Origin of the sequence: Aeromonas jandaei, from assembly GCF_037890695.1 — a bacterium.
GTDB lineage: Bacteria > Pseudomonadota > Gammaproteobacteria > Enterobacterales > Aeromonadaceae > Aeromonas > Aeromonas jandaei.
Window position 1 is genome coordinate 1716286 of the sequence record NZ_CP149571.1, and the last position, 23711, is coordinate 1739996.

At 59.7% G+C, this 23711-nt stretch carries 24 protein-coding genes and 7 tRNA genes; 18 read left to right on the forward strand and 13 right to left on the reverse strand.

Translation table 11 applies throughout. The annotated features are described in order from the left end of the window. Positions 1-8 precede the first annotated feature (8 nt). From WE862_RS08390 to WE862_RS08420, 7 genes are all read left to right on the forward strand, one after another. On the forward strand, positions 9-476 hold the full coding sequence (locus WE862_RS08390; protein WP_042031712.1) for a hypothetical protein: 468 nt from the start codon (positions 9-11) through the stop codon (positions 474-476). Beyond that, the gene (locus WE862_RS08395) at positions 476-1522 is read left to right on the forward strand and encodes a phage integrase (protein WP_042031711.1); all 1047 of its coding nucleotides are present in this window, start codon (positions 476-478) and stop codon (positions 1520-1522) included. The genes WE862_RS08390 and WE862_RS08395 overlap by 1 nt, the downstream gene beginning before the upstream one ends. A 109-nt stretch (positions 1523-1631) precedes the next feature. Further along, positions 1632-2099 carry a xanthine phosphoribosyltransferase gene (gene gpt / locus WE862_RS08400; protein WP_033114875.1) on the forward strand — a complete coding sequence of 156 codons (468 nt, stop codon included), beginning with the start codon at positions 1632-1634 and terminating at the stop codon, positions 2097-2099. Positions 2100-2219: 120 nt separating this feature from the next. Continuing rightward, positions 2220-3488, forward strand: coding sequence for an esterase FrsA (frsA, locus tag WE862_RS08405; protein WP_041210452.1), 1269 nt, complete (start codon positions 2220-2222; stop codon positions 3486-3488). Positions 3489-3550: 62 nt separating this feature from the next. Then, positions 3551-3943, forward strand: coding sequence for a sigma factor-binding protein Crl (crl, locus tag WE862_RS08410; RefSeq protein ID WP_042031710.1), 393 nt, complete (start codon positions 3551-3553; stop codon positions 3941-3943). Positions 3944-4100: 157 nt separating this feature from the next. Then, complete coding sequence (gene proB / locus WE862_RS08415) at positions 4101-5204, forward strand: glutamate 5-kinase (RefSeq protein ID WP_033114873.1); 1104 nt, start codon at positions 4101-4103, stop codon at positions 5202-5204. Positions 5205-5238: 34 nt separating this feature from the next. Then, positions 5239-6492: a glutamate-5-semialdehyde dehydrogenase gene (locus tag WE862_RS08420; RefSeq protein ID WP_042031709.1), complete on the forward strand. Its 1254-nt coding sequence runs from the start codon at positions 5239-5241 to the stop codon at positions 6490-6492. Positions 6493-6578: 86 nt separating this feature from the next. On the opposite strand, the gene WE862_RS08425 is transcribed toward WE862_RS08420, so the two are convergent. From WE862_RS08425 to rsgA, 5 genes are read right to left on the reverse strand one after another with little or no spacing between them, the layout of a single operon-like run. Continuing rightward, positions 6579-6968, reverse strand: a complete 390-nt coding sequence (locus WE862_RS08425) for a hypothetical protein (protein WP_041210445.1) — start codon at positions 6966-6968, stop codon at positions 6579-6581. Between the two features lie 2 nt (positions 6969-6970). Beyond that, a complete protein-coding gene (locus tag WE862_RS08430) occupies positions 6971-7234 on the reverse strand; it encodes a DUF2960 domain-containing protein (RefSeq protein WP_042031708.1) in 264 nt (87 codons plus the stop codon). 4 nt (positions 7235-7238) lie between these two features. Beyond that, positions 7239-7490, reverse strand: a complete 252-nt coding sequence (locus WE862_RS08435; protein WP_042031707.1) for a VF530 family DNA-binding protein — start codon at positions 7488-7490, stop codon at positions 7239-7241. Next, the gene (asd, locus tag WE862_RS08440) at positions 7487-8359 is read right to left on the reverse strand and encodes an archaetidylserine decarboxylase (protein ID WP_042031706.1); all 873 of its coding nucleotides are present in this window, start codon (positions 8357-8359) and stop codon (positions 7487-7489) included. The genes WE862_RS08435 and asd overlap by 4 nt, the downstream gene beginning before the upstream one ends. Positions 8360-8387: 28 nt before the next feature. Next, positions 8388-9422 (reverse strand): small ribosomal subunit biogenesis GTPase RsgA, encoded by a 1035-nt coding sequence (gene rsgA, locus WE862_RS08445; RefSeq protein WP_042031705.1) that lies wholly within the window; start codon positions 9420-9422, stop codon positions 8388-8390. Positions 9423-9513: 91 nt separating this feature from the next. Here rsgA and orn point away from each other — a divergent pair, with 91 nt between their 5' ends. The 8 genes from orn to WE862_RS08485 all read left to right on the forward strand — a co-directional run bounded on the left by orn (position 9514) and on the right by WE862_RS08485 (position 10936). Next, positions 9514-10059 carry an oligoribonuclease gene (gene orn, locus WE862_RS08450; protein WP_339058729.1) on the forward strand — a complete coding sequence of 182 codons (546 nt, stop codon included), beginning with the start codon at positions 9514-9516 and terminating at the stop codon, positions 10057-10059. Positions 10060-10237: 178 nt separating this feature from the next. Beyond that, a tRNA-Gly gene (locus WE862_RS08455) sits at positions 10238-10313 on the forward strand. A 37-nt stretch (positions 10314-10350) separates the two neighbouring features. After that, positions 10351-10426 (forward strand) — tRNA-Gly (locus WE862_RS08460). A 33-nt stretch (positions 10427-10459) separates the two neighbouring features. Beyond that, positions 10460-10535 (forward strand) — tRNA-Gly (locus WE862_RS08465). 25 nt (positions 10536-10560) lie between these two features. Next, a tRNA-Gly gene (locus tag WE862_RS08470) sits at positions 10561-10636 on the forward strand. A 24-nt stretch (positions 10637-10660) separates the two neighbouring features. Next, positions 10661-10736, forward strand: a tRNA-Gly gene (locus WE862_RS08475). Positions 10737-10760: 24 nt separating this feature from the next. Beyond that, positions 10761-10836 (forward strand) — tRNA-Gly (locus WE862_RS08480). Positions 10837-10860: 24 nt separating this feature from the next. Beyond that, positions 10861-10936: transfer RNA gene (locus tag WE862_RS08485), tRNA-Gly, on the forward strand. A gap of 548 nt (positions 10937-11484) precedes the next feature. Here WE862_RS08485 and WE862_RS08490 read toward each other — a convergent pair. The 3 genes from WE862_RS08490 to WE862_RS08500 form a co-directional block, all read right to left on the reverse strand. Beyond that, positions 11485-11694 carry a cold-shock protein gene (locus WE862_RS08490; protein ID WP_005297820.1) on the reverse strand — a complete coding sequence of 70 codons (210 nt, stop codon included), beginning with the start codon at positions 11692-11694 and terminating at the stop codon, positions 11485-11487. 272 nt (positions 11695-11966) lie between these two features. After that, positions 11967-12635: a LysM-like peptidoglycan-binding domain-containing protein gene (locus WE862_RS08495; RefSeq protein WP_042031703.1), complete on the reverse strand. Its 669-nt coding sequence runs from the start codon at positions 12633-12635 to the stop codon at positions 11967-11969. Between the two features lie 100 nt (positions 12636-12735). After that, positions 12736-14838: a methyl-accepting chemotaxis protein gene (locus WE862_RS08500; RefSeq protein ID WP_042031702.1), complete on the reverse strand. Its 2103-nt coding sequence runs from the start codon at positions 14836-14838 to the stop codon at positions 12736-12738. Positions 14839-15113: 275 nt separating this feature from the next. On the opposite strand from WE862_RS08500, the gene gltX reads away from it, so the two are divergent. Then, complete coding sequence (gltX, locus tag WE862_RS08505; RefSeq protein ID WP_042031701.1) at positions 15114-16529, forward strand: glutamate--tRNA ligase; 1416 nt, start codon at positions 15114-15116, stop codon at positions 16527-16529. 173 nt (positions 16530-16702) lie between these two features. On the opposite strand, the gene WE862_RS08510 is transcribed toward gltX, so the two are convergent. The 3 genes from WE862_RS08510 to ettA form a co-directional block, all read right to left on the reverse strand. Continuing rightward, positions 16703-18046, reverse strand: a complete 1344-nt coding sequence (locus WE862_RS08510) for an NCS2 family permease (protein WP_033114095.1) — start codon at positions 18044-18046, stop codon at positions 16703-16705. 266 nt (positions 18047-18312) lie between these two features. Then, the gene (locus WE862_RS08515) at positions 18313-18630 is read right to left on the reverse strand and encodes a hypothetical protein (protein WP_042031699.1); all 318 of its coding nucleotides are present in this window, start codon (positions 18628-18630) and stop codon (positions 18313-18315) included. A gap of 125 nt (positions 18631-18755) precedes the next feature. Next, on the reverse strand, positions 18756-20423 hold the full coding sequence (gene ettA / locus WE862_RS08520; protein WP_042031698.1) for an energy-dependent translational throttle protein EttA: 1668 nt from the start codon (positions 20421-20423) through the stop codon (positions 18756-18758). Between the two features lie 243 nt (positions 20424-20666). Between ettA and WE862_RS08525 the strand changes: the two genes are divergently transcribed. After that, positions 20667-21242 (forward strand): Crp/Fnr family transcriptional regulator, encoded by a 576-nt coding sequence (locus WE862_RS08525; protein ID WP_042031697.1) that lies wholly within the window; start codon positions 20667-20669, stop codon positions 21240-21242. A gap of 57 nt (positions 21243-21299) precedes the next feature. Next, positions 21300-21809, forward strand: coding sequence for a YgjV family protein (locus tag WE862_RS08530; protein ID WP_042031696.1), 510 nt, complete (start codon positions 21300-21302; stop codon positions 21807-21809). 90 nt (positions 21810-21899) lie between these two features. Here the strand turns inward: WE862_RS08530 and mtnN are convergent, their stop codons facing one another. Continuing rightward, positions 21900-22736 (reverse strand): 5'-methylthioadenosine/S-adenosylhomocysteine nucleosidase, encoded by an 837-nt coding sequence (gene mtnN, locus WE862_RS08535; protein ID WP_339058730.1) that lies wholly within the window; start codon positions 22734-22736, stop codon positions 21900-21902. Between the two features lie 108 nt (positions 22737-22844). Further along, positions 22845-23696 carry a lytic transglycosylase domain-containing protein gene (locus WE862_RS08540; RefSeq protein WP_042031694.1) on the reverse strand — a complete coding sequence of 284 codons (852 nt, stop codon included), beginning with the start codon at positions 23694-23696 and terminating at the stop codon, positions 22845-22847. Positions 23697-23711 lie beyond the last annotated feature (15 nt).

The following is a 23711-nucleotide window of genomic DNA, read 5'->3' on the forward strand; positions in this document are numbered from 1 at the left end:
ATTTTTTAATGCGCTTGCTACTGGCTACCGTTATCAGCTGCATCCTGTTAACTGGTTGTGATAATTCAAGTCAACCCACTGAAACGGCGGCGGCTTCTGAAACCGTTACTGCCCCGGTACTTGATGAGGCGCTTATCCTGAGTGGCTCAGGATTAAAACCGGTCAAAAAATACAGCCTTGATGATGGGCATGGCTTTTACATGCAAGAAAGCCCTGTTGCATCTATAGAGTTCAGAACCTCCCCTGACCGTATCAACCTGTCGCTTAGAACATTTTCTGAGGCCGAGTTCAAAGAGAAAAACGAGATTGCACAAGACATGGTAACCAAGCTGGCTGCCGTGATAACTGGCACTGATGGTAAGTTCATTGAGCGCGCTTTATCTGGTGACATGAACCCCGGCAAAACAGTGATAAATGGATTGCCCGTCAACGTTTCTGTTGTTGAAAACAGTCTACTTGTAACCATCGATAAGTAATGACTGTCCGCAAACTCGATGACGGCAAGCCGCGCCCATGGCTTGCCGAAGTCTACCCCCAAGGCCGTGACGGCCCCCGCAAGCGCAAGCGCTTCGCTACCAAGGGCGAGGCGCTGGTCTGGGAGAAGTGGCTGCTCGAAGAGAGCAACAGCAACCCCTGGCTCGTCGCCAATAAGGTGGCCGAGGATAAGCGCCGCCTCTCCGACATCATCGAACTGTGGTACCGCCTGCACGGCCAGACGCTGGTCGCCGGTGATCAGGTCAGGCGCAAGCTTGGGCTGATGGCCGGCGCGATGGGTGACCCCTACGCTGTCGACTTCAACAAGGTTCATTTCGCGGCCTACCGCGAGGGGCGTCTCACCGGTTCCATCATCTTTCCCGGGCGATGCCGAGACAGGGCGGCTGGGGCCAAGACCGTCAATGATGAGCAGCGCCTGCTCAATGCGGTGTTCGGTGAGCTGATCCGGTTGGGGGAGTGGACTAATCCCCACCCGTTGACCGGGCTGCGGAAGGTGAAGACTCAAGAGAATGAAATGTCGTTCCTGACGGCGTCCGAGATCGAGCTGCTGCTGGCCAGCTGTGCCAAGTCTCGCGTTCCGGCACTGACGACAGTGGTCAAGCTCTGCCTGGCTACCGGCGCCCGCTGGTCTGAGGTACAAGGGCTGACCCGCGCCCAGGTGAGCAAATACCGGCTGACCTTCACCCAGACCAAGAGCAAGCGCAATCGCTCCGTCCCGATTTCACCCGAACTCTACGACCTGATCCCCAAGCGCGGCCTCTATGAGGGCCGATTGTTCCCCCCATGCTATGACGCATTCGAATACGCCGCCGACAATTCAGGGGTAAAATTGCCCGAAGGGCAACTTTCTCACGTGTTACGGCATACGTTTGCGAGCCATTTCATGATGAACGGTGGTAATATCCTTGTCCTACAGCGCATCCTCGGTCACAGCACCATCACGATGACCATGAGATACGCACACTTTGCCCCCGATCACCTTGATGACGCGGTCAGATTAAACCCTCTGGCCAGCCCTCACTCATAGGCAAAAAATGGCGGCAAAGTGGCGGCAGAATTACGTAAGCATTGCATAACACGGCGCACCACTGCGCTACAACCCTTTGTTTTAACTATAAGTCGTTGAGTTCATTACTATGCCTAAGAAATTTTATGTGTCGTGGGACAACCTGCAACGTGAAGCTCGCCGTCTGGCTCGTCGTCAACTGCCTGCCAACCAGTGGAAAGGGATCATCGCGGTCAGCCGCGGCGGTCTGGTACCCGCAGCCCTGATGGCCCGTGAACTCGGCATCCGCAACGTAGAGACCCTCTGCATCTCCAGCTATGACCATGACAACCAGCGCGAGCTGGTGGTTGTCAAGGGTGCGACCACTGCCGGTGACGGCGAAGGCTGGCTGGTAGTGGAAGATCTGGTGGACACTGGCACAACCGCCAAGGCCATCCGCGATCTCTACCCGAAAGCCAAGTTCATCGCCATTTTTGCCAAGCCGATGGGCGAGCCGCTGCTGGATGATTTCGAAGTTGCCATCCCGCAGGACACCTGGATCGAGCAACCGTGGGATATGGCGCTGGAGTTTGTCACGCCAATCTGCGACGAAGAGTAATGGTTTCACAGGGCTCCTTGAAGGAGCCCTGTTTTTTTGTGTATCAATCTGTTGCGGGGTGGCTGACGGGCAGTAAAAGTGGTTAAGATGAACCATTGCCTGATTGAAAGAGACATTATCTTGGACTTGAACGACGACCTTAATCTGACCGAAAAACTGTTCACCCGGGTCAAGAAGGTATTGGAAACTTCCGAGATCTCCAACTCCAGCCCGGCCGAACTGGCCGAGGCCGAGTCAGACGAGATGTTTATTGACGGCTCCATGTCAAAGAGCTGGTATCGCCTGCTGCGCCGCCCATCCTGGGCCTGGCAGGGGGCAGATCCGGTCGAGGTGGAGCAGACTCTGGCCCGCATCGCCATGGCGACCGGCGAGCGCACCCACGACTGCTATCTCGATACCATCAAGGGCTATGTGCCCGGCAACTGGATCTACGAGTGGAGTCAGGTGGCTGGCACCTATTTCAAGCAGGGCCGCGAACTGTGCGAGCAGGGCGATAAGGAAGGGGCGCTCAAGCAACTGCTCAAGGCTGTGCGCTACTACTCCATCGCCAGCTACCCCCATCTGAAAGATGACGAACTGGCGGATCAGGCCCAACTGCTCGGCAACATGGCCTATCGCGAAGCGGGCCGGCTGTTCAAGGTGCCGCTCAAAGAGATCCAGGTGCCATTTCGCGGCAAGAATATCCAGGGCTATCTCCACCTGCCGGCTACCGACAAGCCGGTGCCGCTGGTGATCATCAGCGGGGGGATCGACTCCCTGCAGCTCGATTTTCTCAACTTCTACCTCAAACGGCTCGAACCCAACGGCATCGGCATGTTGTCGCTGGATATGCCGGGTATCGGCTATGCCGAGCACTGGCCACTGGTGCAGGATACCAGCCGTCTCCACCAAGCGGTGCTGCACTACCTCTCCGAGGTGGCCTGGGTCGATCACCAGCGTATCGCCATGGTCGGTTTTCGACTGGCGGGCAATGTGGCGGCGCGGCTGGCCTTTATCGAGCCGTTCAAGCTCAAAACCGTGGTCTGTGTCGGGGCTGGGGTCAATCAGGTGTTTACCAATCAGGAGTTGTTTGCCCGATGCCCGCGCATGATGCGGGACAGTCTGGCCAACCGGTTGGGGGCCGATGCGGCCCAGTGGGATACCATGCGCACCAAGTGCCAGGTATTTTCACTGAAAACGCAAGGATTGCTCGGGACTCGCACATCGGTGCCGATATTAAGTATCGGACACAAGAGAGATTTCATCTGTCCCGAGCAGGATGTCCGGGCGTTGGCGTCGGCCAGCCGCAATGGCAAGGCCATCGTGTTTGACAAGCAACCCTTGCTGGAGGTCTATGACCAGGCGCTGGATGAGATTGTCGAGTGGTTGAAACGGCACCTGTGTGCCTGATATTGCGCTAAAAATCTGACGCCATCATCAGGTGGCGCGGCTTGTTTAACAGGGAGGTTAACATGTCTGAAAGAGTGACCTACAAGCGGCTGCTGCGGCAGTTTGCTGCCATTGGCCCCTATCTGCGCGAAGATCTCTGTGAAGAGGGGCGTTACCGCTTCGACTGTTTGTCTGTCTGCGTCAGCGCCAAACCGGCGCCGGACAAGCGGGAGTTCTGGGGCTGGTGGCTGGTGCTGGAGCAGGATGATCACCAGTTCCGTTATCACTATCAGTTCGGTTTTTACAATGCCGATGGCGAATGGCTCGACAAGCCGATCCCCAAGAAGCATCAGGTGGAGGTGGAACGCACCCTCAACCGCTTCTACAAGCTCATCAGCGACAAGTTGGCCGCACTTGAGTGTCACCTGTCTCCTGCCGAGCAGGTCACCAACGAGTTGACCGTAACGGCTGCCTGATCCCCTGAAGCCCTGCGAGTTGCATCTGTCACTCGCAGGGCTTCAGTTCTTTCTCCTCCCGTTTTTTCTCCTCTTCCACCGCACCATGAATTGCCTTGCAGGGCTCCATGGCCGTGGGTATAAAGATATTCCTTACTTTTTTAGCCTTTATGCTCCCATGGAAAACAGAACCATAGTCGTCAAGTTGGGCACCAGCGTGCTCACAGGGGGGTCTTCCCAGCTCAATCGTGCCCATATGGTCGAGCTGGTCAGACAGTGTGCGGCCTTGCACCGTCACGGCCATCGGGTCGTGGTGGTCACCTCGGGGGCTATCGCCGCCGGGCGTGAGCATCTGGGGCACCCGCCACTGGCGCCAACCTTGCCCAACAAGCAGATGCTGGCGGCGGTCGGTCAGACCCAACTCATTCGGGTGTGGCAGGATCTGTTCAACCTCTATGGCTTGCATATCGGCCAGATGCTGCTGACTCGCGCCGATCTGGAAGATCGGGAGCGCTATCTCAATGCCCGCGACACCATGCGCACCCTGCTCGATCACCGCATCATTCCGGTCATCAACGAAAACGACGCTGTGGCGACCGCCGAGATCAAGGTAGGTGACAACGACAACCTCTCCGCCCGCGCCGCCATCCTGGCGGATGCCGACCTGCTGATCCTGCTCACCGACCAGAAGGGGCTGTTTACTGCCGATCCGCGCACCAATCCGGATGCCCAGCTCATCGAAGAGGTGCAGACCATCGACGATACCCTGCGATCGCTGGCAGGTGACAGTGTCAGCGGCCTCGGTACCGGCGGTATGGCCACCAAGCTGCAGGCGGCCGATGTGGCACGTCGCGCCGGCGTCAACGTGGTGATCGCGACCGGCCAGATGCCGGAGGTGATCGGCCGTCTCGCCAAGGGCGAGCGTATCGGTACCCTGTTTCCGGCACTGGCCTCCCCGCTGGAAGGGCGCAAGAGCTGGATCCTGGCAGGCCCGCCCCCTCACGGTGAAGTCCATGTGGATCAGGGGGCTGTCGCCGCCATGAAGGAGAAAGGCTCCAGCCTGCTGCCCAAGGGGATCGTCGCGGTCAAGGGCGACTTTATTCGGGGCGATGTGGTGCGCATTCTTGATCCCAAGGGCGCCGAGCTGGCCCGCGGCATCTGCCGTTACGACCATCTGGAGCTGGATAAGCTGCGCGGCGTCCACTCGGACCAGATTGAGCAGGTATTGGGCTATGGCTACGGCTCTGTGGCTATCCATCGAGACGACATGGTGCTGCTCTAATCAGGGCGGCACGGCATGAACAAAGGGAAATGAGATGAGTCTGGAGAAAATGGGGCAGGCGGCCCGTGAAGCCGCCTATCAGCTGGCTACTGTCAGCACGGCGCAGAAGAACCGGGCGCTGGCCGCCATCGCCGACGAGCTGGAGGCGCGCAGTGAGCAGATCCTCGCTGCCAACGACAAGGATATCGCCGCCGGCCGTGAGGCGGGCCTGTCAGAGGCGATGCTGGATCGCCTGCTGCTCAATCCGGCCCGGCTGGCCGGTATCGTGGCCGATGTGCGCAAGGTAATCACGCTGGACGATCCGGTCGGCGCCGAAATGGATAGCCGGGTGCTGGAGAATGGCCTGCGCCTCTCCCGTCGTCGGGTACCCATCGGGGTTATCGGCGTCATCTACGAGGCGCGTCCCAACGTCACCATCGACATCGCCAGCCTCTGCCTCAAGACCGGCAACGCCAGCATACTGCGCGGCGGGCGCGAGACCTTTCACTCCAATCTGGAGCTGGTGCGGGTGATCCAGCATGCGCTGGCGGCCTCCGGCCTGCCCGAGGCGGCAGTGCAGTACATCGACAACCCGGATCGGGCGCTGGTGGCCGAGCTGCTGCGCCTCGACCGCTATGTGGACATGATCATTCCCCGCGGTGGTGCCGGCTTGCACAAGATGTGCAAGGAGAACAGCTCCATTCCGGTCATCATCGGAGGTTTCGGCATCAGCCACATCTTCGTCGACGAGAGTGCCGATCTGGTGCGCTCTCTGGCGGTTATCGACAACGCCAAGGTGCAGCGCCCCTCCGCCTGCAACGCCCTCGATACCCTGCTGGTACACGAGAAAGTCGCTTCGACTTTCCTGCCGCAGCTGGTCGCTCTGATGAACGAGCGCAAGGTGACGCTGGTCGGCGCGGCCAACGCCATGACGCTGCTGGCGGGCGCCGACAACCTGTGCGAGGCGGGGCCGGAGGATTTCGATACCGAGTGGCTGGGATTGACTCTGGGGGTCAAGCTGGTGGCGGATGTGAACGAGGCGCTGACCCATATGCGCGAGCACAACGCCGGCCACTCCGATGCCATTCTGACCAACGATCTGGCCAACGCCGAGCGTTTCGTCAACGGGGCCGGTTCGGCGGCTGTCTACGTCAACGCCTCGACCCGCTTCACCGATGGCGGCCAGTTTGGGCTGGGGGCCGAGGTGGCGGTGTCGACCCAGATGCTGCACGCCCGTGGCCCCATGGGGCTGACCGAGCTCACCAGCTATAAGTGGGTGGGGCAGGCTGATTACCTTAGTCGCGCCTGATAACAGTCTGTTTCACATACAAAAATGCCGACCACTTGGGTCGGCATTTTATTTGGCGGATATCGGGAAGATATCCGGCGCTCTGGTTACTCCCCCTGATAAAGCACCTTGTCACCGGATTTGAGCACATAGCCCTTCCAGGGGAAGAGGGTGTAACCGCTGCCCTGCCACGACCAGTTGCCTTCCATGCCCTGACGGGCAAGCTGGTGCTGCTCGCCGGTGGGCAGGGTCAGCTCGGCCTTGCTCTGATCTGTGTTGAACAGCACGAACGCGCTGCTGGTCTGGCTGGCATCGGTCGGATTGAGCCGGATGCCCTGCTCGAACAGGCGCACGCATTTGCCGGTCAGCGCTGACCACTGATAGCCCGCACTGCCGATACAGCCGTGGCTGTCGCGATCGCTGCCAACCAGATGTTGTTCCGGTGTACTGCATGCCGCCAGCAGCAGAGAGGCGGCCATCAGAGTCAAGGTTCGCATGGTTACTCCTGATCCTCTTCGAGGTTGTCCCGTTCAATGACGATATTGGAGAACCCCAGCTCTTTGAAGTAGTTCTCCCGGTAATCCTTCACGCTCTTCTTGTCGCGCCGGCACACCTGAGCCAGCTGAGCCTCCATGGCGTGGAAGCTGGCGAGATCGATCCCTTCGGCAGCGGCAACCGCATCATAGATGCTGTTGAACTTGTCGTTGGCATAGCCGATCGTTTTGGCCTGCTTCTTGTAGGTGTAGGTAATCTTGAACGCCATGGCGTTATTCCTTTGATTTGGCTTGCTTGCGCTGCACGTAGAGGTAGAGGCTCTCTACCTTCTCCCGGGCCCATGGGGTCTTGCGCAAGAACTTCAGGCTGGATTTGATGCTGGGCTCATGGGTGAAGCAGCGGATATTGATCTGCTGCCCCAGCTCTTCCCAGCCGTAGTGTTCGACCAGCGCGGTGACGATGGCTTCCAGCGTCAGCCCGTGCAGCGGGTTGTTCTTCTGCGAGGCGTTCGGTTGCTCGCTCATGCCTGCTCCGCCAGCCTGGCAAAGGGCTGACCCATGCGGGTGGTAACCCCGTTGGCCAGATGGGGTTCAAAACCGGCCAGCATGCCCGGGCCAAACAGGCAGACGACAGTACTGCCCAGTTTGAACAGACCCATCTCGGCGCCTTTCTGCAGGGTAATGGCCTCGTCGCCGGTGTAGTCCCAGCGCACCACCTTCTTCTCTTTGGTCGGCGCAATGTTGCCGGCCCAGATGGTCTCGATGCTGGCCACGATAGTGGCACCGACCAGCACCAGCGCCATGGGGCCGTGCGGGGTGCGGAAGGTGGCCACCACCCGCTCGTTGCGGGCAAACAGGTTCGGCACATTCTCGGCGGTGAGCGGGTTGACGGAGAAGAGATCCCCCGGCACGAACACCATGCTCTCCAGTACGCCATCCAGCGGCATGTGGATGCGGTGGTAATCCTTGGGCGCCAGATAGATGGTGGCGAAGTCGCCATCTTTGAACGGCGCAACCAGATCCTCATAGCCGCCCAGCAGCTCGCGAGCGCTGTAGTCGTGGCCCTTGGCCTGAATGATGCGACCCTGCTGGATCGGGCCGAGCTGGCTGACGGTGCCATCGACCGGCAGTGCCAGAGTCATGGCATCTTCTACCACGGGGCGGATGCCGGGCTTGAGCTCGCGGGTGAAGAACTCGTTGAAGCTCTTGTAGTGGGCCGGGCTCTCGTGCAGCGCCTCGCTCATGTCGACCTTGTACTGCTTGATAAAAGCCTCGATCACCCTGGTGGTGATGTTGCCCGCTTCGGCGGCGGCAAACTTGCCGATCAGACGGGAGAGGGCGTGCTTGGGCAGACAGTATTGACCGGCAATTTTCAGGTTGTCAGTAATGCTCATGTTCATCATCAACGTAGGTTAAACAGGGTCACAGGCGCGCCTGTTGGCGACCGTGACGGGCTTCCTGCATGGTTTCCAGGATGCGGTGATAGTTGTGGAAGCGATCGGCGCTGATAGCGCCCGCGTCGACCGCGGCGCGCAGGGCACAGCCGGGATCGTCCTTGTGGGTACAGTCGCGGAACTTGCAGCCACCCAGATAGTCGCGAAATTCGACGAAGCACCAGGTGATGCGGTCGGCTTCCAGATGCCAGAGGGCGAACTCGCGGATCCCGGGGGAGTCGATGAGATCGCCACCGCTCGGGAAGTGGTAGAGCCGCGCCGTGGTGGTAGTGTGCTGGCCGAGCCCCGAGTTTTCGGAGATCTCGCCTGTGAGCACATCCAGCCCCGGCATCAGGGCGTTGGTGAGCGAGGATTTGCCCACCCCGGACTGGCCGACGAAGATGCTGATCTTGTCGGTGAGCTTGGCTTTCAGCTCATCGAGCCCTTCACCGCTCTCGCAGCTCACCAGCAGCACCTCGTAATTGAGCTTGCGGTAGGTTTCGAGCTGGCTCTCGATGCGCGCGCGGGCCACATCATCCAGCATATCGACCTTGTTCAGCACGATGAGGGGGCGGATCTCCACATCCTCGGCGGCCACCAGATAGCGGTCGACGATGTTGGTGGAGAACTCGGGCATCACCGCCGAGACGATGATGATCTGGTCGATGTTGGCGGCGATGGGTTTGACCCCGTCGTAAAAGTCCGGCCGGGTCAGAACCGAGTGGCGCGGATGCACCGCCTCGATGACGCCGGCGATGGCGGCATTGAGGCCGGGACGCCACACCACCTTGTCGCCGCACACCAGACTGCTGATGCTGCTGCGCCGCAGGTTGCTGCGGTGGATGGTGCCATCGCTCGCTTCCACGTCCGCGTGCTGACCGAAACGGCTGATCACCACCCCTTCGATGGCCGGGCCAAACAGGGTGTCATCCACCTCTGTGGTGTGCTCTTTTTGCAGCCGACGCTCGCGGTTGGCCTGGACGCGTCTTTGTTGACCCAGATTGAGTTTTGCTTTCTTTGCCACTCGATTCGCCAGTTTATGAACAGATCCAAAGCCAGTATGATACATGCAAATTGGCAAAATTCCGCCATTCCTCCCAACAGAGAGAGTAATCATGACAGTCAGCGCGCAGAACCTGGTATGGATCGACATGGAGATGACGGGTCTCGACCCCGAAGAGAACGTGGTACTGGAGATTGCCACCATCGTCACCGACAAGGACCTGAACGTGCTGGCCGAAGGGCCGGTGATCGCCATCCACCAGAGCGATGAAGAGCTGGCCAAGATGGACGAGTGGAACGTCAACACCCACACCAAGAGCGGTCTGGTGAACCGGGTGAAGGCGAGCCAGCATGACGAGGCGAAAGCCGTTGCCGAGACCCTCGCGTTCATTCGCCAGTGGGTGCCGGAGCGCACCAGCCCGCTGTGCGGCAACAGCATCGGTCAGGATCGCCGCTTCATGGTCAAGCACATGAGCGATCTGGAAGCCTTCTTCCACTATCGCAACGTCGACGTCAGCACCATCAAGGAGCTGGTACGCCGCTGGCAGCCGGAACTGCTGGATCAGTTCAAGAAGAGCGGCACCCATCAGGCGCTGGACGACATCCGCGAATCCATCGCCGAGCTGCAGTTCTATCGCAGCCACGTATTCAAGATCTGATTCCCCGGCAAGGGTTTGTCATGCGCTGGCTGCTAAAATCGACAGTTCGGCCAGCTTTTGAGCGAACGCGCGTAACCAGACAAAAAAGCCCTTGCAATTGGAAGGACTGCTCTTATAATTCGGCTCCCGTACAGTAGCGCAAGCAACCAAATGCTGTACGGACTGTTTTAAGGTAGTTGCGGGAATAGCTCAGTTGGTAGAGCACGACCTTGCCAAGGTCGGGGTCGCGAGTTCGAGTCTCGTTTCCCGCTCCAAAAATCTGATGATGACACTGGTGCAAACCAGCCCGATGCGGGAATAGCTCAGTTGGTAGAGCACGACCTTGCCAAGGTCGGGGTCGCGAGTTCGAGTCTCGTTTCCCGCTCCAATCATCAGCCAGCCTCAAGACAACCAAATTGTTGCGGGAATAGCTCAGTTGGTAGAGCACGACCTTGCCAAGGTCGGGGTCGCGAGTTCGAGTCTCGTTTCCCGCTCCAAAAAATTTGTAAGTGATATTCCGATGCGGGAATAGCTCAGTTGGTAGAGCACGACCTTGCCAAGGTCGGGGTCGCGAGTTCGAGTCTCGTTTCCCGCTCCAATCACTTGCAGATGACATTCTGTTGCGGGAATAGCTCAGTTGGTAGAGCACGACCTTGCCAAGGTCGGGGTCGCGAGTTCGAGTCTCGTTTCCCGCTCCAAACATTTGTAAGTGACATTCCGTTGCGGGAATAGCTCAGTTGGTAGAGCACGACCTTGCCAAGGTCGGGGTCGCGAGTTCGAGTCTCGTTTCCCGCTCCAATCACTTGTAAATGACATTCTGTTGCGGGAATAGCTCAGTTGGTAGAGCACGACCTTGCCAAGGTCGGGGTCGCGAGTTCGAGTCTCGTTTCCCGCTCCAATATCTCTCCTTGAAGTTCATTAATCCAATATCTCAGTACACTCATTACCACATCCAGTTGGTAGAGCATGATCCGTGCTTGCCAAGGCTGGGGTCGCGAGTTCGAGTCTCGTTTCCCGCTCCAATCTCTCTTCGAAGTCCTCATAATCCCTTTGAATTGCCCATCACATCGCGCTGCGATGATTTGCCGTATCCGGCGTTTGCCCGGCTTCTCTCTTTCTTCCTGTACATCCCAAGTCATAAGAGCAAGCGGCGTGCTCCGCCCACAATCCATCCCGAAGATCGGGCATACCCCTGTGCGGTCGGCTAACAGGCTTGGCAGGGGCTGAATGACAGGCATGGGCTCGGTATAAGTTAAAACCGGGCCATTTAACCAAAACCCATAAATTTGATTTATAGCGGCCGGTGGAGGCCATAAACGGCTTGCAGGCGGGGATGGCAAGCCCGGCAAGAGCTCTGCCGATCGGGGAGGGGACATTGCGGGCAAAAAAAGCGGGCAAAAAAATAGGAGGGCCGATGGCACCTCCTGCATGTTCACTGGCGTGGCCTTAGATAACGGTGACGTTCTCGGCCTGCGGGCCTTTCTTGCCCTGGGTCACAGTGAACTGGACTTTCTGACCTTCAGCCAGGGTTTTGAAACCTGCGCTCTGGATGGAGGAGAAGTGAACGAATACGTCCGGACCCTGGGATTGCTCGATGAAGCCAAAACCCTTGGTTTCGTTGAACCATTTTACTTGGCCGGTGCGAATGTCAGACATGTGCAAAATCCTATCAATAACAAAATGAAACTAAGCCCTGTGGGGCTGCATTTGCCTTGCAGCAGGGGTTGGCTCATGACTGACCACGTCTCTTTGTCCCAGTAGCACGCAGAACAATCCCTGTCTAAAGCACAATCGATTGTACGTTAGCGCCGATCCTTGTCAATTTGACCCCTGTCGTTTTTTGAACAAGCTAAAAATATTGTGAAGTCAGTAGCTTATTTGGCAGGGATCGGGATGTAAAACGGGAGGCCGCAGCCTCCCGTTCTGTTTTACTCCTTGAGGACGAACCCTTCGCCCTGCCGGTCATAGCGATAGATGGCCTGACCGTAGGAGCGGATCTCGACCCGCTGAATGCGGCGGCTGTCATCCACCAGAATGAAGACGGAGCGGCCCGATTGCAGGCGGGTCAGCGGCCGATCCGGCCCCTCGATGGCGATCAGGCGACTGAGCTCGGCGCCCGGCAGCTCGAACTTGCGGAAGATGGAGAAGAGGGTCTCACCGGCCTGCACATCGTGTTGCAGCCAGGTGCCATTGACCTTCTCTTCGACCGGTTTGGCGGCGGCAGGCGCACTGCCCGTGGTGCCATTGCCCACTGTCATGGCTTGCGCCGGTACCGCCAGCGGCACTTCCAGCGAACCGGACGGCGGCGCTTTGGGCACGCTCGGGGCGGGTTCCCAGGCCAGCACCAGCAGCCAGAGCGGGATCAGGATCAGCAGACCTATGGTGTTCTTGCGCGGCAGCGGGCTGCTCAGCTTGAATTTGCCGGTGCTGGCACTCTGGCTGCGCGGGGCGGGCTGCTGCTCTTTCTTGCCAAATCGTTGGCGCAAGGACTCTGTTGCTGCATTGATACGATGGAGCAGGGATACTTGTGATTCGTCTTTGCGACGCTGCTGGGCTCGTCTGTTATGGCCACGTGGGCGACGGTCCGGGGTGGGCACGGCATTTACCTCTCACTGCATTGCCTGCCATCAGGCAAATTTCGCCGCCTATGGTAAACGGACTCGCCCCCGAGGGGGAGAGTCCTGAGGTGGAAAATTATCAGCTGAGACGAAATTGTCCCAATAATTGCTGCAATTTGTCGGCTGCCTGGCGCAGGGCCTGGCTGGCTTTGGCCGTTTCGGTCGCATCCTGAGCGATGTCGTTGGCCAGTGCGTTGGTTTTTGACAGGTTGCCGGAGACCGTCTCGGAGACCGAGCTCTGCTCTTCGGCGGCTGAGGCTATCTGGTAGGTCATGTCGTTGATGGTGGAGATGGCCTGATAGATGCTGCCAAGCGCCTCCTCCGCCAGGTCCGCTTCCCCCACTGCCTGATGGGTCAGCTGCTGGCTCTGGTTGATGGCGTTGACCGCGTTGGTCGAGCTGTGGCGGATCTTCTCGATCAGCTCCTGAGTGTTCTGCACTGCCTGCTGGGTGTTGCCCGCCAGTTTGCGCACCTCGTCGGCGACTACCGCGAAACCGCGTCCCTGTTCACCGGCCCGCGCTGCCTCGATGGCGGCGTTGAGCGCCAGCAGGTTGGTCTGATCGGCAATCCCCTGAATGACGGTGAGGATGCTGGTGATCTGCTCGCTGTCGTGGGCCAGCCCTTCGACCACTTCGGCCCCTTTACCGGCTTCTGCCGCGACCTTGTGCATCGACTGGATCACCTGCTGGAAGCGCTCCTTGCCCTGATCGGCGGCGCTTTGCGCCTGTTTGGCCGAGTCGGCGGTGTTGTTGGCGTGGGTGGCGACCTCCTGACTGACGTAGGACATCTCCTGCACCGCGGTCAGCATCTGTTCCATCTCGGCCTGATGATGCTGCAGGTTGGTGTCGGTCTGGCCGGCGATGCGGTCGGTATCGCCGGCATGGCGATTCACTTCGCTGGCCGTTTTCAGCACATCCCCGAGCAGCCCCTGCAGCTTGTCGATGAAGCGGTTGATCCCCTTGGCCAGATCCCCCAGCTCGTCCACCGAGCGGGTGTTGAGGCGCTTGGTGAGATCCCCCTCGCCATCGGCAATATCATCTACCAGGCTGACCATCTGGCGGATGGGGCCTGTGATGCTGCGGGCGATCATCAGCATGGTGACCAGCGCCAGCACCAGCACGATAAAGGCGCCGACCAGCTGTTGGGTCACGGCGGTGCGGTTCATCTCGCCCAGCTGGTTCTCCAGCTGATCGGCCCCCGCCAGCACCACCTGATAGGGCAGGGTGACGATGATGGCCCAGTTGCGGCTCATGCCCGGCACCATGATGGGGACCGAGATGCGAAACGAGTTGTTCAGCTCCTGACGCTGCAGTTCCGGCTTCAGATACTGCTGCCACTGGCTGCCCAGTACCTTCTCGGCGCTGCTGCCAAGCAGGCTGGCATCGCCGCTGGTGCCGGTGATGACGCCGGCGGCGCTGACGATCAGGGTTTCCCCCTTGCCGTCATAGATGTTGCTGTTGAGGGACTGGGCCTGACGGCTGATGGAGTCCACCGCCAGATCGAGCGCGGCGATCCCCCTGAACTGGCCATCCACCATGATGGGAGTGGTGATGGTGCTCACCAGCACCTGCTGGCCGTTGATATCCACCTTGAAGGGATCGATGAGGCAGGAGCGCCCCTCCCGCTTCGGGCAGGCGTAGTAGTCGTTGGCCGGGTTGCCGAAGCTGTCGGTCTCGCTCTTCTCGATGGAGAGCAGCAGGTCGGTGCCGACCTTGTCCTTGTCGCGATAGAAGTAGGGGACAAAACGCCCCTTGCTGTCACTGCCGAGCGCGGTCTGGCCGGCAAAGCTGGCATCCTGACTGTCGAAGCCGTTGGGCTCGAAGCCGGCGAAGGCGCCGTAGAGCTGGGGCTCAAGGGCGAGCTGGGCCTTGAGCAGGTCGGTGGCCTGCTGACGATCGAGCGGCAGCTTGCCCTGCTGTTGCTGGGCGAAGACGCTGGCCATCTGCTGGGTGTAGGAGAGCCCCTTTTGCAACAGCTGGGTGATGGTGGCGGCTTCGGCGCGGGCGTTGGCGCTGACCTTCTGCCATGCCTCCTGCTGCAAGGCGGCGCGGCTGGAGCTGATAGTCAGCTTCTGGGTCTGTTGACCGGAGTACTGGTTGAGCAGGATCAGGATGACCAGGGCTGTCGTCATGGCGATCCCGGCCATGACCAGTATTCGGGTCTGGATTGAACGGAACTGCATCGTCTCTTCCTTGTTCTTGTTGCGTGGGGCGTTGAGAGTTGTCTGGATATCGGCAGGAGGAGGCAGCTCTCCAGCGCTATGCATAGCAAATCGGAAATGGGGATTTTGTTCTGCGATCCCCTTCAAAGATCAGGGGGGCAGGGGGGCGTTGCGCAAATTAAACCTGCTACTTTGCCCTTTGCGGCTTCATGGTTTTCCCATCCGTGATTGTCGGTGCTAAAATGCGACGGTTTTTTTAACGAATTGGCCCAAGGCCCTCTACACAAGGCTTAAAGATGAAAGTCAAAACCCGTTTTGCTCCCAGCCCGACCGGCTTTTTGCATGTCGGCGGTGCCCGTACCGCACTCTATTCCTGGTTGTTTGCAAAGAACCAGGGCGGTGAGTTTGTGCTGCGTATCGAGGATACCGATCTGGAACGTTCCACTCAGGAGGCCATCGACGCCATCATTGAGGGCATGGAATGGCTGGAGCTGAACTGGGATGAGGGCCCCTACTACCAGACCAAGCGCTTCGATCGCTACAACGCGCTGATCGACGAGATGCTGGCTGACGGCCGCGCCTACAAGTGCTACTGCTCCAAAGAGCGTCTGGAAGCGCTGCGTGAAGGCCAGATGGCCAACGGCGAGAAGCCCCGTTATGACGGCAAGTGCCGCGACCACGCCCACGATCACCCGGCCGATGCGCCGCACGTGATCCGCTTCCGCAACCCGACCGAAGGTTCCGTGGTGTTCGATGACCACGTCCGTGGCCGCATCGAGTTCGCCAACACCGAGCTGGACGATCTGATCATCCGCCGTACCGATGGCGCGCCGACCTACAACTTCTGTGTTGTAGTCGATGACTGGGATATGGAGATCACCCACGTGGTGCGTGGCGAAGACCACATCAACAACACCCCGCGCCAGATCAACATCTACAAGGCGCTGAACGCGCCGGTACCGGAATTTGCCCACGTCTCCATGATCCTGGGTGACGATGGTGCCAAGCTCTCCAAGCGTCACGGTGCAGTCTCCGTGATGCAGTACCGCGACGACGGCTACCTGCCGGAAGCGCTGCTGAACTATCTGGTGCGTCTGGGCTGGTCCCACGGCGATCAGGAGATCTTCAGCCTGGAAGAGATGATCAAGCTGTTCAGCCTGGATGCCATCTCCAAGTCTGCCTCAGCGTTTAACACCGACAAGCTGCTGTGGCTGAACAACCACTACATGCGCAGCCTGGATCCGACTTATGTTGCCAAGCATCTGGCATGGCACATGGAAAACCAGAAGATCGACACCAGCAATGGCCCGGCGCTGGCCGACGTGGTCACCCTGCTGGCCGAGCGCTGCAACACCCTGGTCGAGATGGCTGCCCAGAGCCGCTACCTGTTCGAAGATTTTGAGGCGATCGACGAAGCCGCTGCCAAGAAGCATCTGCGCGGTGTAGCTGCCGAGCCGCTGGCTCTGGCCAAAACCAAGCTGGCTGCACTGGATAGCTGGACTACCGAAGCGCTGCACGAGCTGATTGAAGCGACCGCCGCCGAGCTGGGTCAGGGCATGGGCAAGGTTGGTATGCCGCTGCGTGTGGCCGTCACCGGTCTGGGTCAATCCCCGGCCATCGACGCCGTGATGGCGCTGGTGGGCAAAGAGCGCGTACTGGCCCGTATCGACCGCGCGCTGGCTTACATCGAAGCCCGCATGGCTGCCGAGTAACTGCTGCCGATGTGGCAGGCGAGGGGATAACCCTGCTCTGCCACATGCTGAATAGAAAAAATCCGAAACCACCGGTTTCGGATTTTTTTATGGCCATCGCACAGGCCGATAGCAAATCGGGGATAAAAAAATGCCAGTCAGCTGACTGGCATTTTTGTGGGCAGAAGCCTGACTTAGTGGCCGTCTACCCAGAAGAACTTGAGGACGAACAGCAGGGCTACTACCAGTACGCAGGGGTTGATTTCTCGCCAGCGACCGGTGCCCGCCTTCATCACGCAGTAGGAGATGAAGCCCACGGCGATCCCCTCGGTGATGGAGAAGCTGAACGGCATCATCACCGCAGTCATGAAGGCCGGTACCGCTTCGGTCAGATCTTCCCACTTCACTCGGGTCAGCTCGGAGCACATCAGCACGCCCACATAGATGAGAGCGCCAGCGGCGGCATAGGCCGGCACCATGGCGGCGACCGGAGAGAAGAAGATTGCCAGCAGGAACAGGATGCCGACCACGATGGCGGTCAGACCGGTACGGCCGCCGACGGCAACGCCGGAGCTGCTCTCGATAAAGGCGGTGACCGAGGAGGTGCCCATAAAGGCGCCGCCGACCGAGCTCACGCTATCGACCAGCAGTGCCTGCTTCATGCGCGGGAAGTGCCCCTTGTCATCAGCCAGCTTGGCGCGGTTGGTGACGCCGATCAGGGTGCCGGAGGAGTCGAACAGGTTGACCAGCATAAAGGAGAAGATGATCCCGGCGAGGCTGATATCGAGCGAGCCCATCAGATCCAGCTGGCCGAACACCGGCTCGATGCTGGGGGGCATGGAGACAAAACCCTTGAAGGTGACATCGCCAAACAGCCAGCCCAGCGCCGTGGTGACCACGATGGCGATCAGCACGGCGGAATGAACGCCGCGGGCGGAGAAGATGCAGATCAGGAAGAAACCGAGCAGACCCAGCAGGCAGGGCAGGGAGGTGAGGTTGCCCACGGTCACCATAGTCGCGGGGCTGGCCACGACGATCCCGGCATTGTGCAGACCGAGCAGGGCGATCAGCAGACCGATACCGGCGGTGATACCGACCCGCAGGGTGAGCGGAATGTTGCCGATCAGCCAGTAGCGCACCCGCAGCAGGGTGAGGATCAACAGACCCATGGCGCCCCAGAAGATGGTGCCCATACCCACTTGCCAGGAGTAGCCCATACCGGCCACGACCACGAAGGCGAAGAAGGCGTTAAGGCCCATGGCGGGAGCCAGCGCGATGGGCAGGTTGGCCAAGAGGCCCATCAGGATGCTGCCGATACCGGCGATGAGACAGGTGGTGACAAAGACGGCTTGGGTGTCCATGCCTGCCGCAGAGAGGATCTGCGGGTTGACGAACACGATATAGACCATGGTCAGGAAGGTGGTGATGCCGGCAATCAGTTCGGTGCGGGCGTTGGTGCCATGGCCCTTCAGGGCAAACAGACGCTCAAGCAATCCTTGCCCGGCAGCCTGTGTGGGGGCCTGTTGTGGTTGATTCATGTTGGATTCCAATAGGTGACGTGAAATAAGCAGCAGGCGAGCGGGCTCCCATCCGTGCGGGAGTGATGGCCCTGTTTCTGGTGGAGAAGTAACCAGACTCGTCCTGATACCGTGACAGCGCGCACATTTTTACACAGGCGACGCCGTTTACAAACCCCGGATCTGCGAAGCGGATCAATGAATGGAGTAAAAGATCAAACGTTTGCTTTTTCGCCAACAAAAAAGGTTCTCGTCGGAGAACCTTTTTGGCGCAGAGAGGGCAGAGATCAGAGAGTTTTGAAGTAGCGCTCCACCAGCTGGGCCAGCACCGAATCGAGCTGATCCTGTACTTCCCCCAGCTCGCGGCCGAAGCGGCGCAGAAAGAGGCTGGCCTGCTCCTCGCTCAGCTTGAGATCGTTGAGAAAGAACTCCTGCTCCGGCAGCTTCTTGTCGTAACGGGGGATCAGCACCCAGCTCACCAGCTCCGGCTCGACCGCTTCGAAGATCCTGGCGGCGGCAACGCAGAAGGTTTCGATGTGTTCCTTGCCATCCGGCCCGAGACAGCCGGGTTCAACCCGGATCTGGATGGTCAGTTTTTTGGTCATTTCAGTACATCCATGCAATGTTATCCGTCTTGGATTGTAAGCCAAAAGGCAACAGAAAGGGGAGCCGGGCTCCCCTTGTGACGCTGGTCGCAGCTGCGATGGTACGGCTTGCGCCGACCGACCGCTTACTTGGCGATACGCTTGTACTTGGCGCGGTGCGGCTGGATGGCCTCGGCGCCGTAGGTCTTCTTTTTCCACTCTTCGTATTCGGTAAAGTTACCCTCGAAGAACTCGATCTTGCCCTCATCCTGATAGTCGAGGATGTGAGTGGCGATACGGTCGAGGAACCAGCGGTCGTGGGAGATGACCATGGCACAACCCGGGAACTCCAGCAGGGCGTTCTCGAGGGCGCGCAGGGTTTCGATGTCCAGATCGTTGGTCGGTTCATCCAGCAGCAGCACGTTGCCGCCGGTCTGCAGCAGCTTGGCCAGGTGCAGACGACCGCGCTCACCACCAGAGAGCTCGCCAACCCGCTTCTGCTGGTCGGAACCCTTGAAGTTGAAGCGGCCGATATAGGCGCGGCTCGGGAACTCGTAGTTGCCGATGCGCAGGATATCCTGACCGTCAGCGACTTCCTCGAATACCGTCTTCTTGTCATCCATGCTGTCGCGGAACTGATCGACAGAAGCCAGCACCACGGTGTCACCCAGAGTGATGGCGCCGGAATCCGGCTGCTCCTGACCCGACATCATGCGGAACAGGGTCGACTTACCGGCACCGTTCGGGCCGATGATGCCGACGATGGCACCCTTCGGAATGGCAAACGACAGATCGTCGATCAACACCCGATCACCATAGGATTTGCGCAGGTTGGCCACTTCCACCACCTTGTCGCCGAGGCGCGGTCCGGGCGGAATGAACAGCTCGTTGGTCTCGTTGCGCTTCTGGTAGTCGTTGGTGTTGAGCTCTTCGAAGCGAGCCATACGGGCCTTGGACTTGGCCTGACGCCCTTTCGGGTTTTGACGAACCCACTCCAGCTCTTTCTCGATGGACTTGCGACGGGCCGCTTCGGAACTTGCTTCCTGCGCCAGACGGGCATCCTTCTGCTCCAGCCAGGAGGAGTAGTTGCCTTCCCACGGGATACCTTCACCGCGGTCCAGCTCCAGGATCCAGCCCGCTACGTTGTCGAGGAAGTAACGGTCGTGGGTGATGGCTACGACAGTGCCTTCGTAGTCGTGCAGGAAGCGCTCGAGCCAGGCCACGGATTCCGCATCCAGGTGGTTGGTCGGTTCGTCCAGCAGCAGCATGTCCGGCTTTTCCAGCAGCAGACGGCACAGTGCCACACGGCGGCGCTCACCACCGGAGAGGTGCTTGATCTTGGCATCCCAGGCCGGCAGGCGCAGGGCATCGGCCGCACGCTCCAGCTGGTTTTCCATGTTGTGGCCACCCTGAGCCTGGATGATGGCTTCCAGCTCGCCCTGTTCGCGGGCCAGCTTGTCAAAGTCGGCATCCGGGTCGGCGTAGGCCGCATAGACCTCGTCCAGACGGGCCATGGCGCGCTTCACTTCGCCAACGGCCTCTTCGACCGCTTCGCGTACGGTCTGCTCCGGATCCAGCTTCGGCTCCTGCGGCAGGTAGCCAATCTTGATGCCGGGCTGCGGACGGGCTTCCCCTTCGATCTCGGTGTCGATGCCTGCCATGATGCGCAGCAGGGTCGATTTACCGGCGCCGTTCAGACCCAGTACGCCGATCTTGGCGCCCGGGAAGAAGCTCAAGGAGATGTTCTTGAGAATATGACGCTTGGGCGGCACTACCTTGCCGACCCGGTTCATGGTGTAAATAAATTGAGCCATTGGCTAATTCTCTTCCTTTTCAGCAGGTTAATGTCTTGGCATTAACAGACTGATGTCGTGGTGGGGCCAGGTCGACACGCCGTCAACCGGGTTCCAAAAAACCCGTCGATTGTAAACCAACGGACGAGGGGGGGCAAAGGTGGCACCCGGCTGTGTCCCCCCTTTGCCAACAGGGTCACGCCTTGCTGCATCAGTCGTGCAATTTGGGCATGATGTGGGCTGCCGTTTTGTCCCGGAGCCCTCATGAACCCATCTCCTCAAGCCCCCCTGCTTGCCACCTTTTTGTGTGCCATGGGATTGGACGCCGCCCTGAGCGAAGCCCTCTGTCAGCGTTTGCCACGGCAGACGCTGCGCGCCGGTCAGGTGCTGTTGGCGCAAGGGGCCGAACAGGAGGCTGCCTTCTATATCGAAACGGGCATCGCCCGTGCCTGCCATTACACCCGGGACGGGCAGGAGCGCTGCAAGGAGTTCTACTTCGAGGGGGAGCTCTGCCTGCTTTACGACAGCTGGCTCACCGGGTCGCCCGCCCGCTATCAGCTGGAGGCGCTGACGGAACTGCAGGTGGTGCGGGTGCCAATCGCCCTGCTGGATGAGCCCATCTGGCAGCCGGTCTGCATGGCCCTGCTGCGCCAGCAGCTCGGTTACAAGGAGCGCAAGGAGGCGTTTTTGCTGCTCCACTCCCCCGAAGAGCGCTATCGGGAGCTCTGCCACACCTTCCCCCACTGGCCTGCACGACTGACCCAAGTGCAGCTCGCCAACTACATCGGCATCAGCCCGGTCACCCTGTCGCGGATCCGCAGGCGCATTAACACGGGTTAATGCCGCTCTCCGGCCATCCCCTCATGCTGCGCCATCCAAATGACAGACGAGGGGTGGATGATGTCGCTGTTTCTGTGGTCGCAACTGGTGGTGAGCCTGGCCTTGTTGCTCGATCTGTTGTCGTTTCAGTTGCGGGATCGCCGCAGGATCCTGGCCTGCTTGGCACTCTCCTGCGCCCTCAATGCCGGTCACTTTGCCTTGCTCGGGCAGTGGTCGGCCGCCTGCCTGTTGCTGCTGGCCAGCATGCGCTTTCTGGTGAGTATCTGGCTGGTTCGCCGCATCTTGATGTGGTTTTTCATGGGGTTGGCCTGTGCGGCTGCGCTGGCGACCTATCAGGGCGTACTCTCATTGGTCGGGCTACTGGCGAGCCTGCTGCAAACCCGGGCCGCGTTTTGCCCGGATGATCGCCAACTGCGGCGCTGGATGCTGCTCGGCACCCTCTGCTGGCTGGTCAACAACCTGCTGGTGGGCTCTCCGGTCGCCGCGCTGATGGAGGGACTGTTTCTGGTTAGCAATCTGGTGGGCTACTACCGCCACTATGGGCGCAGGGCATGTCCGGAGAGTTGATATCGGCGGAGGAAGAGAGCGTGGGGCACGTCCCGTCTGATAGAGATTACAAAGCAGAGAGGCCACCATAGTGGCGGCCTCTCTGGCTCATCAGGCTTTGTTGAAGCTGTTGATGAGTGCTTTTGCGTAATCAATGACGAACTGCTGGCAGTGGATGGCGGTCTGCGGATCGAACTCCTCGCCATGCAGATCGGTGTTGGAGAGCACCCGGATCCCGACAAATGGCACCTTGTAGGCCTCGGCTACCAGCGCGGCGGAGGAGGTCTCCATCTCTTCTGCGGCCGTGCTGTAGGTCTGATGCAGCCAGTTGATGCGGGCCACCTGCCGGTTCCACTCATCGGCAGTGCCTATGATGCCGGCAACTACGCGACCGTGGCGGTAACGGTCGGCCATGCCAAGGGCGCGGCCAACCAGCTCGGGATCGCCGGCAAAGGAAGAGTGCTCCACCAGCTTGCCGTTGTCGCGCAGGCGCATGGTGACATCGAAGTTGTGCCATTTGCTCGGGTCGACACCCTGCTCGGCCGACGTCAGGTCACTGCGATAGGCCCCCATATTGAAGCTTTTGGTGCCGATAACGATATCGCCCCGGTGCAGCGCCGGATCATGGCCGCCAGCCGTGCCCTGATTGATGACGAGGCGCGGATGGAAGCGCTCCATGGCGAGAGTGGTGGCAGCAGCTGCATTGGCCAGCCCCACTTCGGTACGAGAGATAACTACCGGATAACCCGAGATGGTGCCCTGCCAGTAGGCCCAGGCGCCGACGGTCAGCTCCTGCTTGTCCTTGAGGGTAGCCACCAGCGTCTCGACTTCGACGTCCATTGCCCCCTGGATCAGGATGGGGGCTGGCGCCGGAGTGGCCGCCATGATGGAGGAGGAAAAGAGTGCAAACAGCGTGAGCAGGCGCGAGCAACGTTTGATGAAATTCATGGGATACCTGTTGGTCTGGCAAGAAAGCGCCGGATCCTATCGAAAGGAAAACGATTGCGCAAATAATGATGCGTTTTTTGTCAATAGCGTGCAGCTAGTCGAACAGGTTCAGGGCTGCTTGTGGCCAGCGAAGTAGAGCACCCGTTTGACATACTCCCGGGTCTCGTCATATGGCGGTATACCGCCATAGCGCTCAACCGCCTTTTCACCTGCGTTGTAGGCTGCCGAGATCAGAACCCAGTCGCCATCGAAGCGGCGATCCAGCCACTTGAGATAACTGACGCCACCCTTGATGTTCTGTGCCGGATCAAAGGGTTGAGTGACACCAAAACGCTGCTGGGTTTCGGGGATCAGCTGCATCACCCCCTGCGCATTCTTGGCGGAGACGGCGCGGCTTTCGAGGTTGGATTCGGCAATGGCGATGGCCAGCACCAGCCGCACATCGACCTGATGGCGCTTGGCTGCGTGGCGCAGCATGGTGGCCAGCTTCTGTTTGCCCGGTGACTGGCGCGCCAGATAGGCCTCGACATTGAACGGTGTGCTGGGCAGGGCGAAATAACTCCCTTGTCCGCCGCGCATGCCGACACCGCACTGATCGCCCATGGGGGCATTGCCGACCCGCGGGTTGTAGTAGCGGCTGGCCTGCTGGTTGCCAAGGCGCATCGCCATGGCGAGATAGCTGTTGGCCATTTTCGCGCTGCGCACCGAGGCGGGGCCGGTGGCGAGCAGACGCCCGATCCGGAAGTAACCTTCGGGATTGCCGGTGCTGGCGGCTACGCAGTAGAGGGCAATCGCCTTTTGCAGATTGCCGCTGTGCTGGGCTGCCTGCCCCTGCCTGAGCGCCGTCATTGCCTTGGGGGCTTGTCTGAAATCCCTGCCCTGTGCCGTCTGCGGAATGCCCGCCAGTAGCGACGACAAAAAAAGCAGCAAAAACAGTCCGTTTTCGCTGATCTTCCCCATCGTTTATCTCCTGCT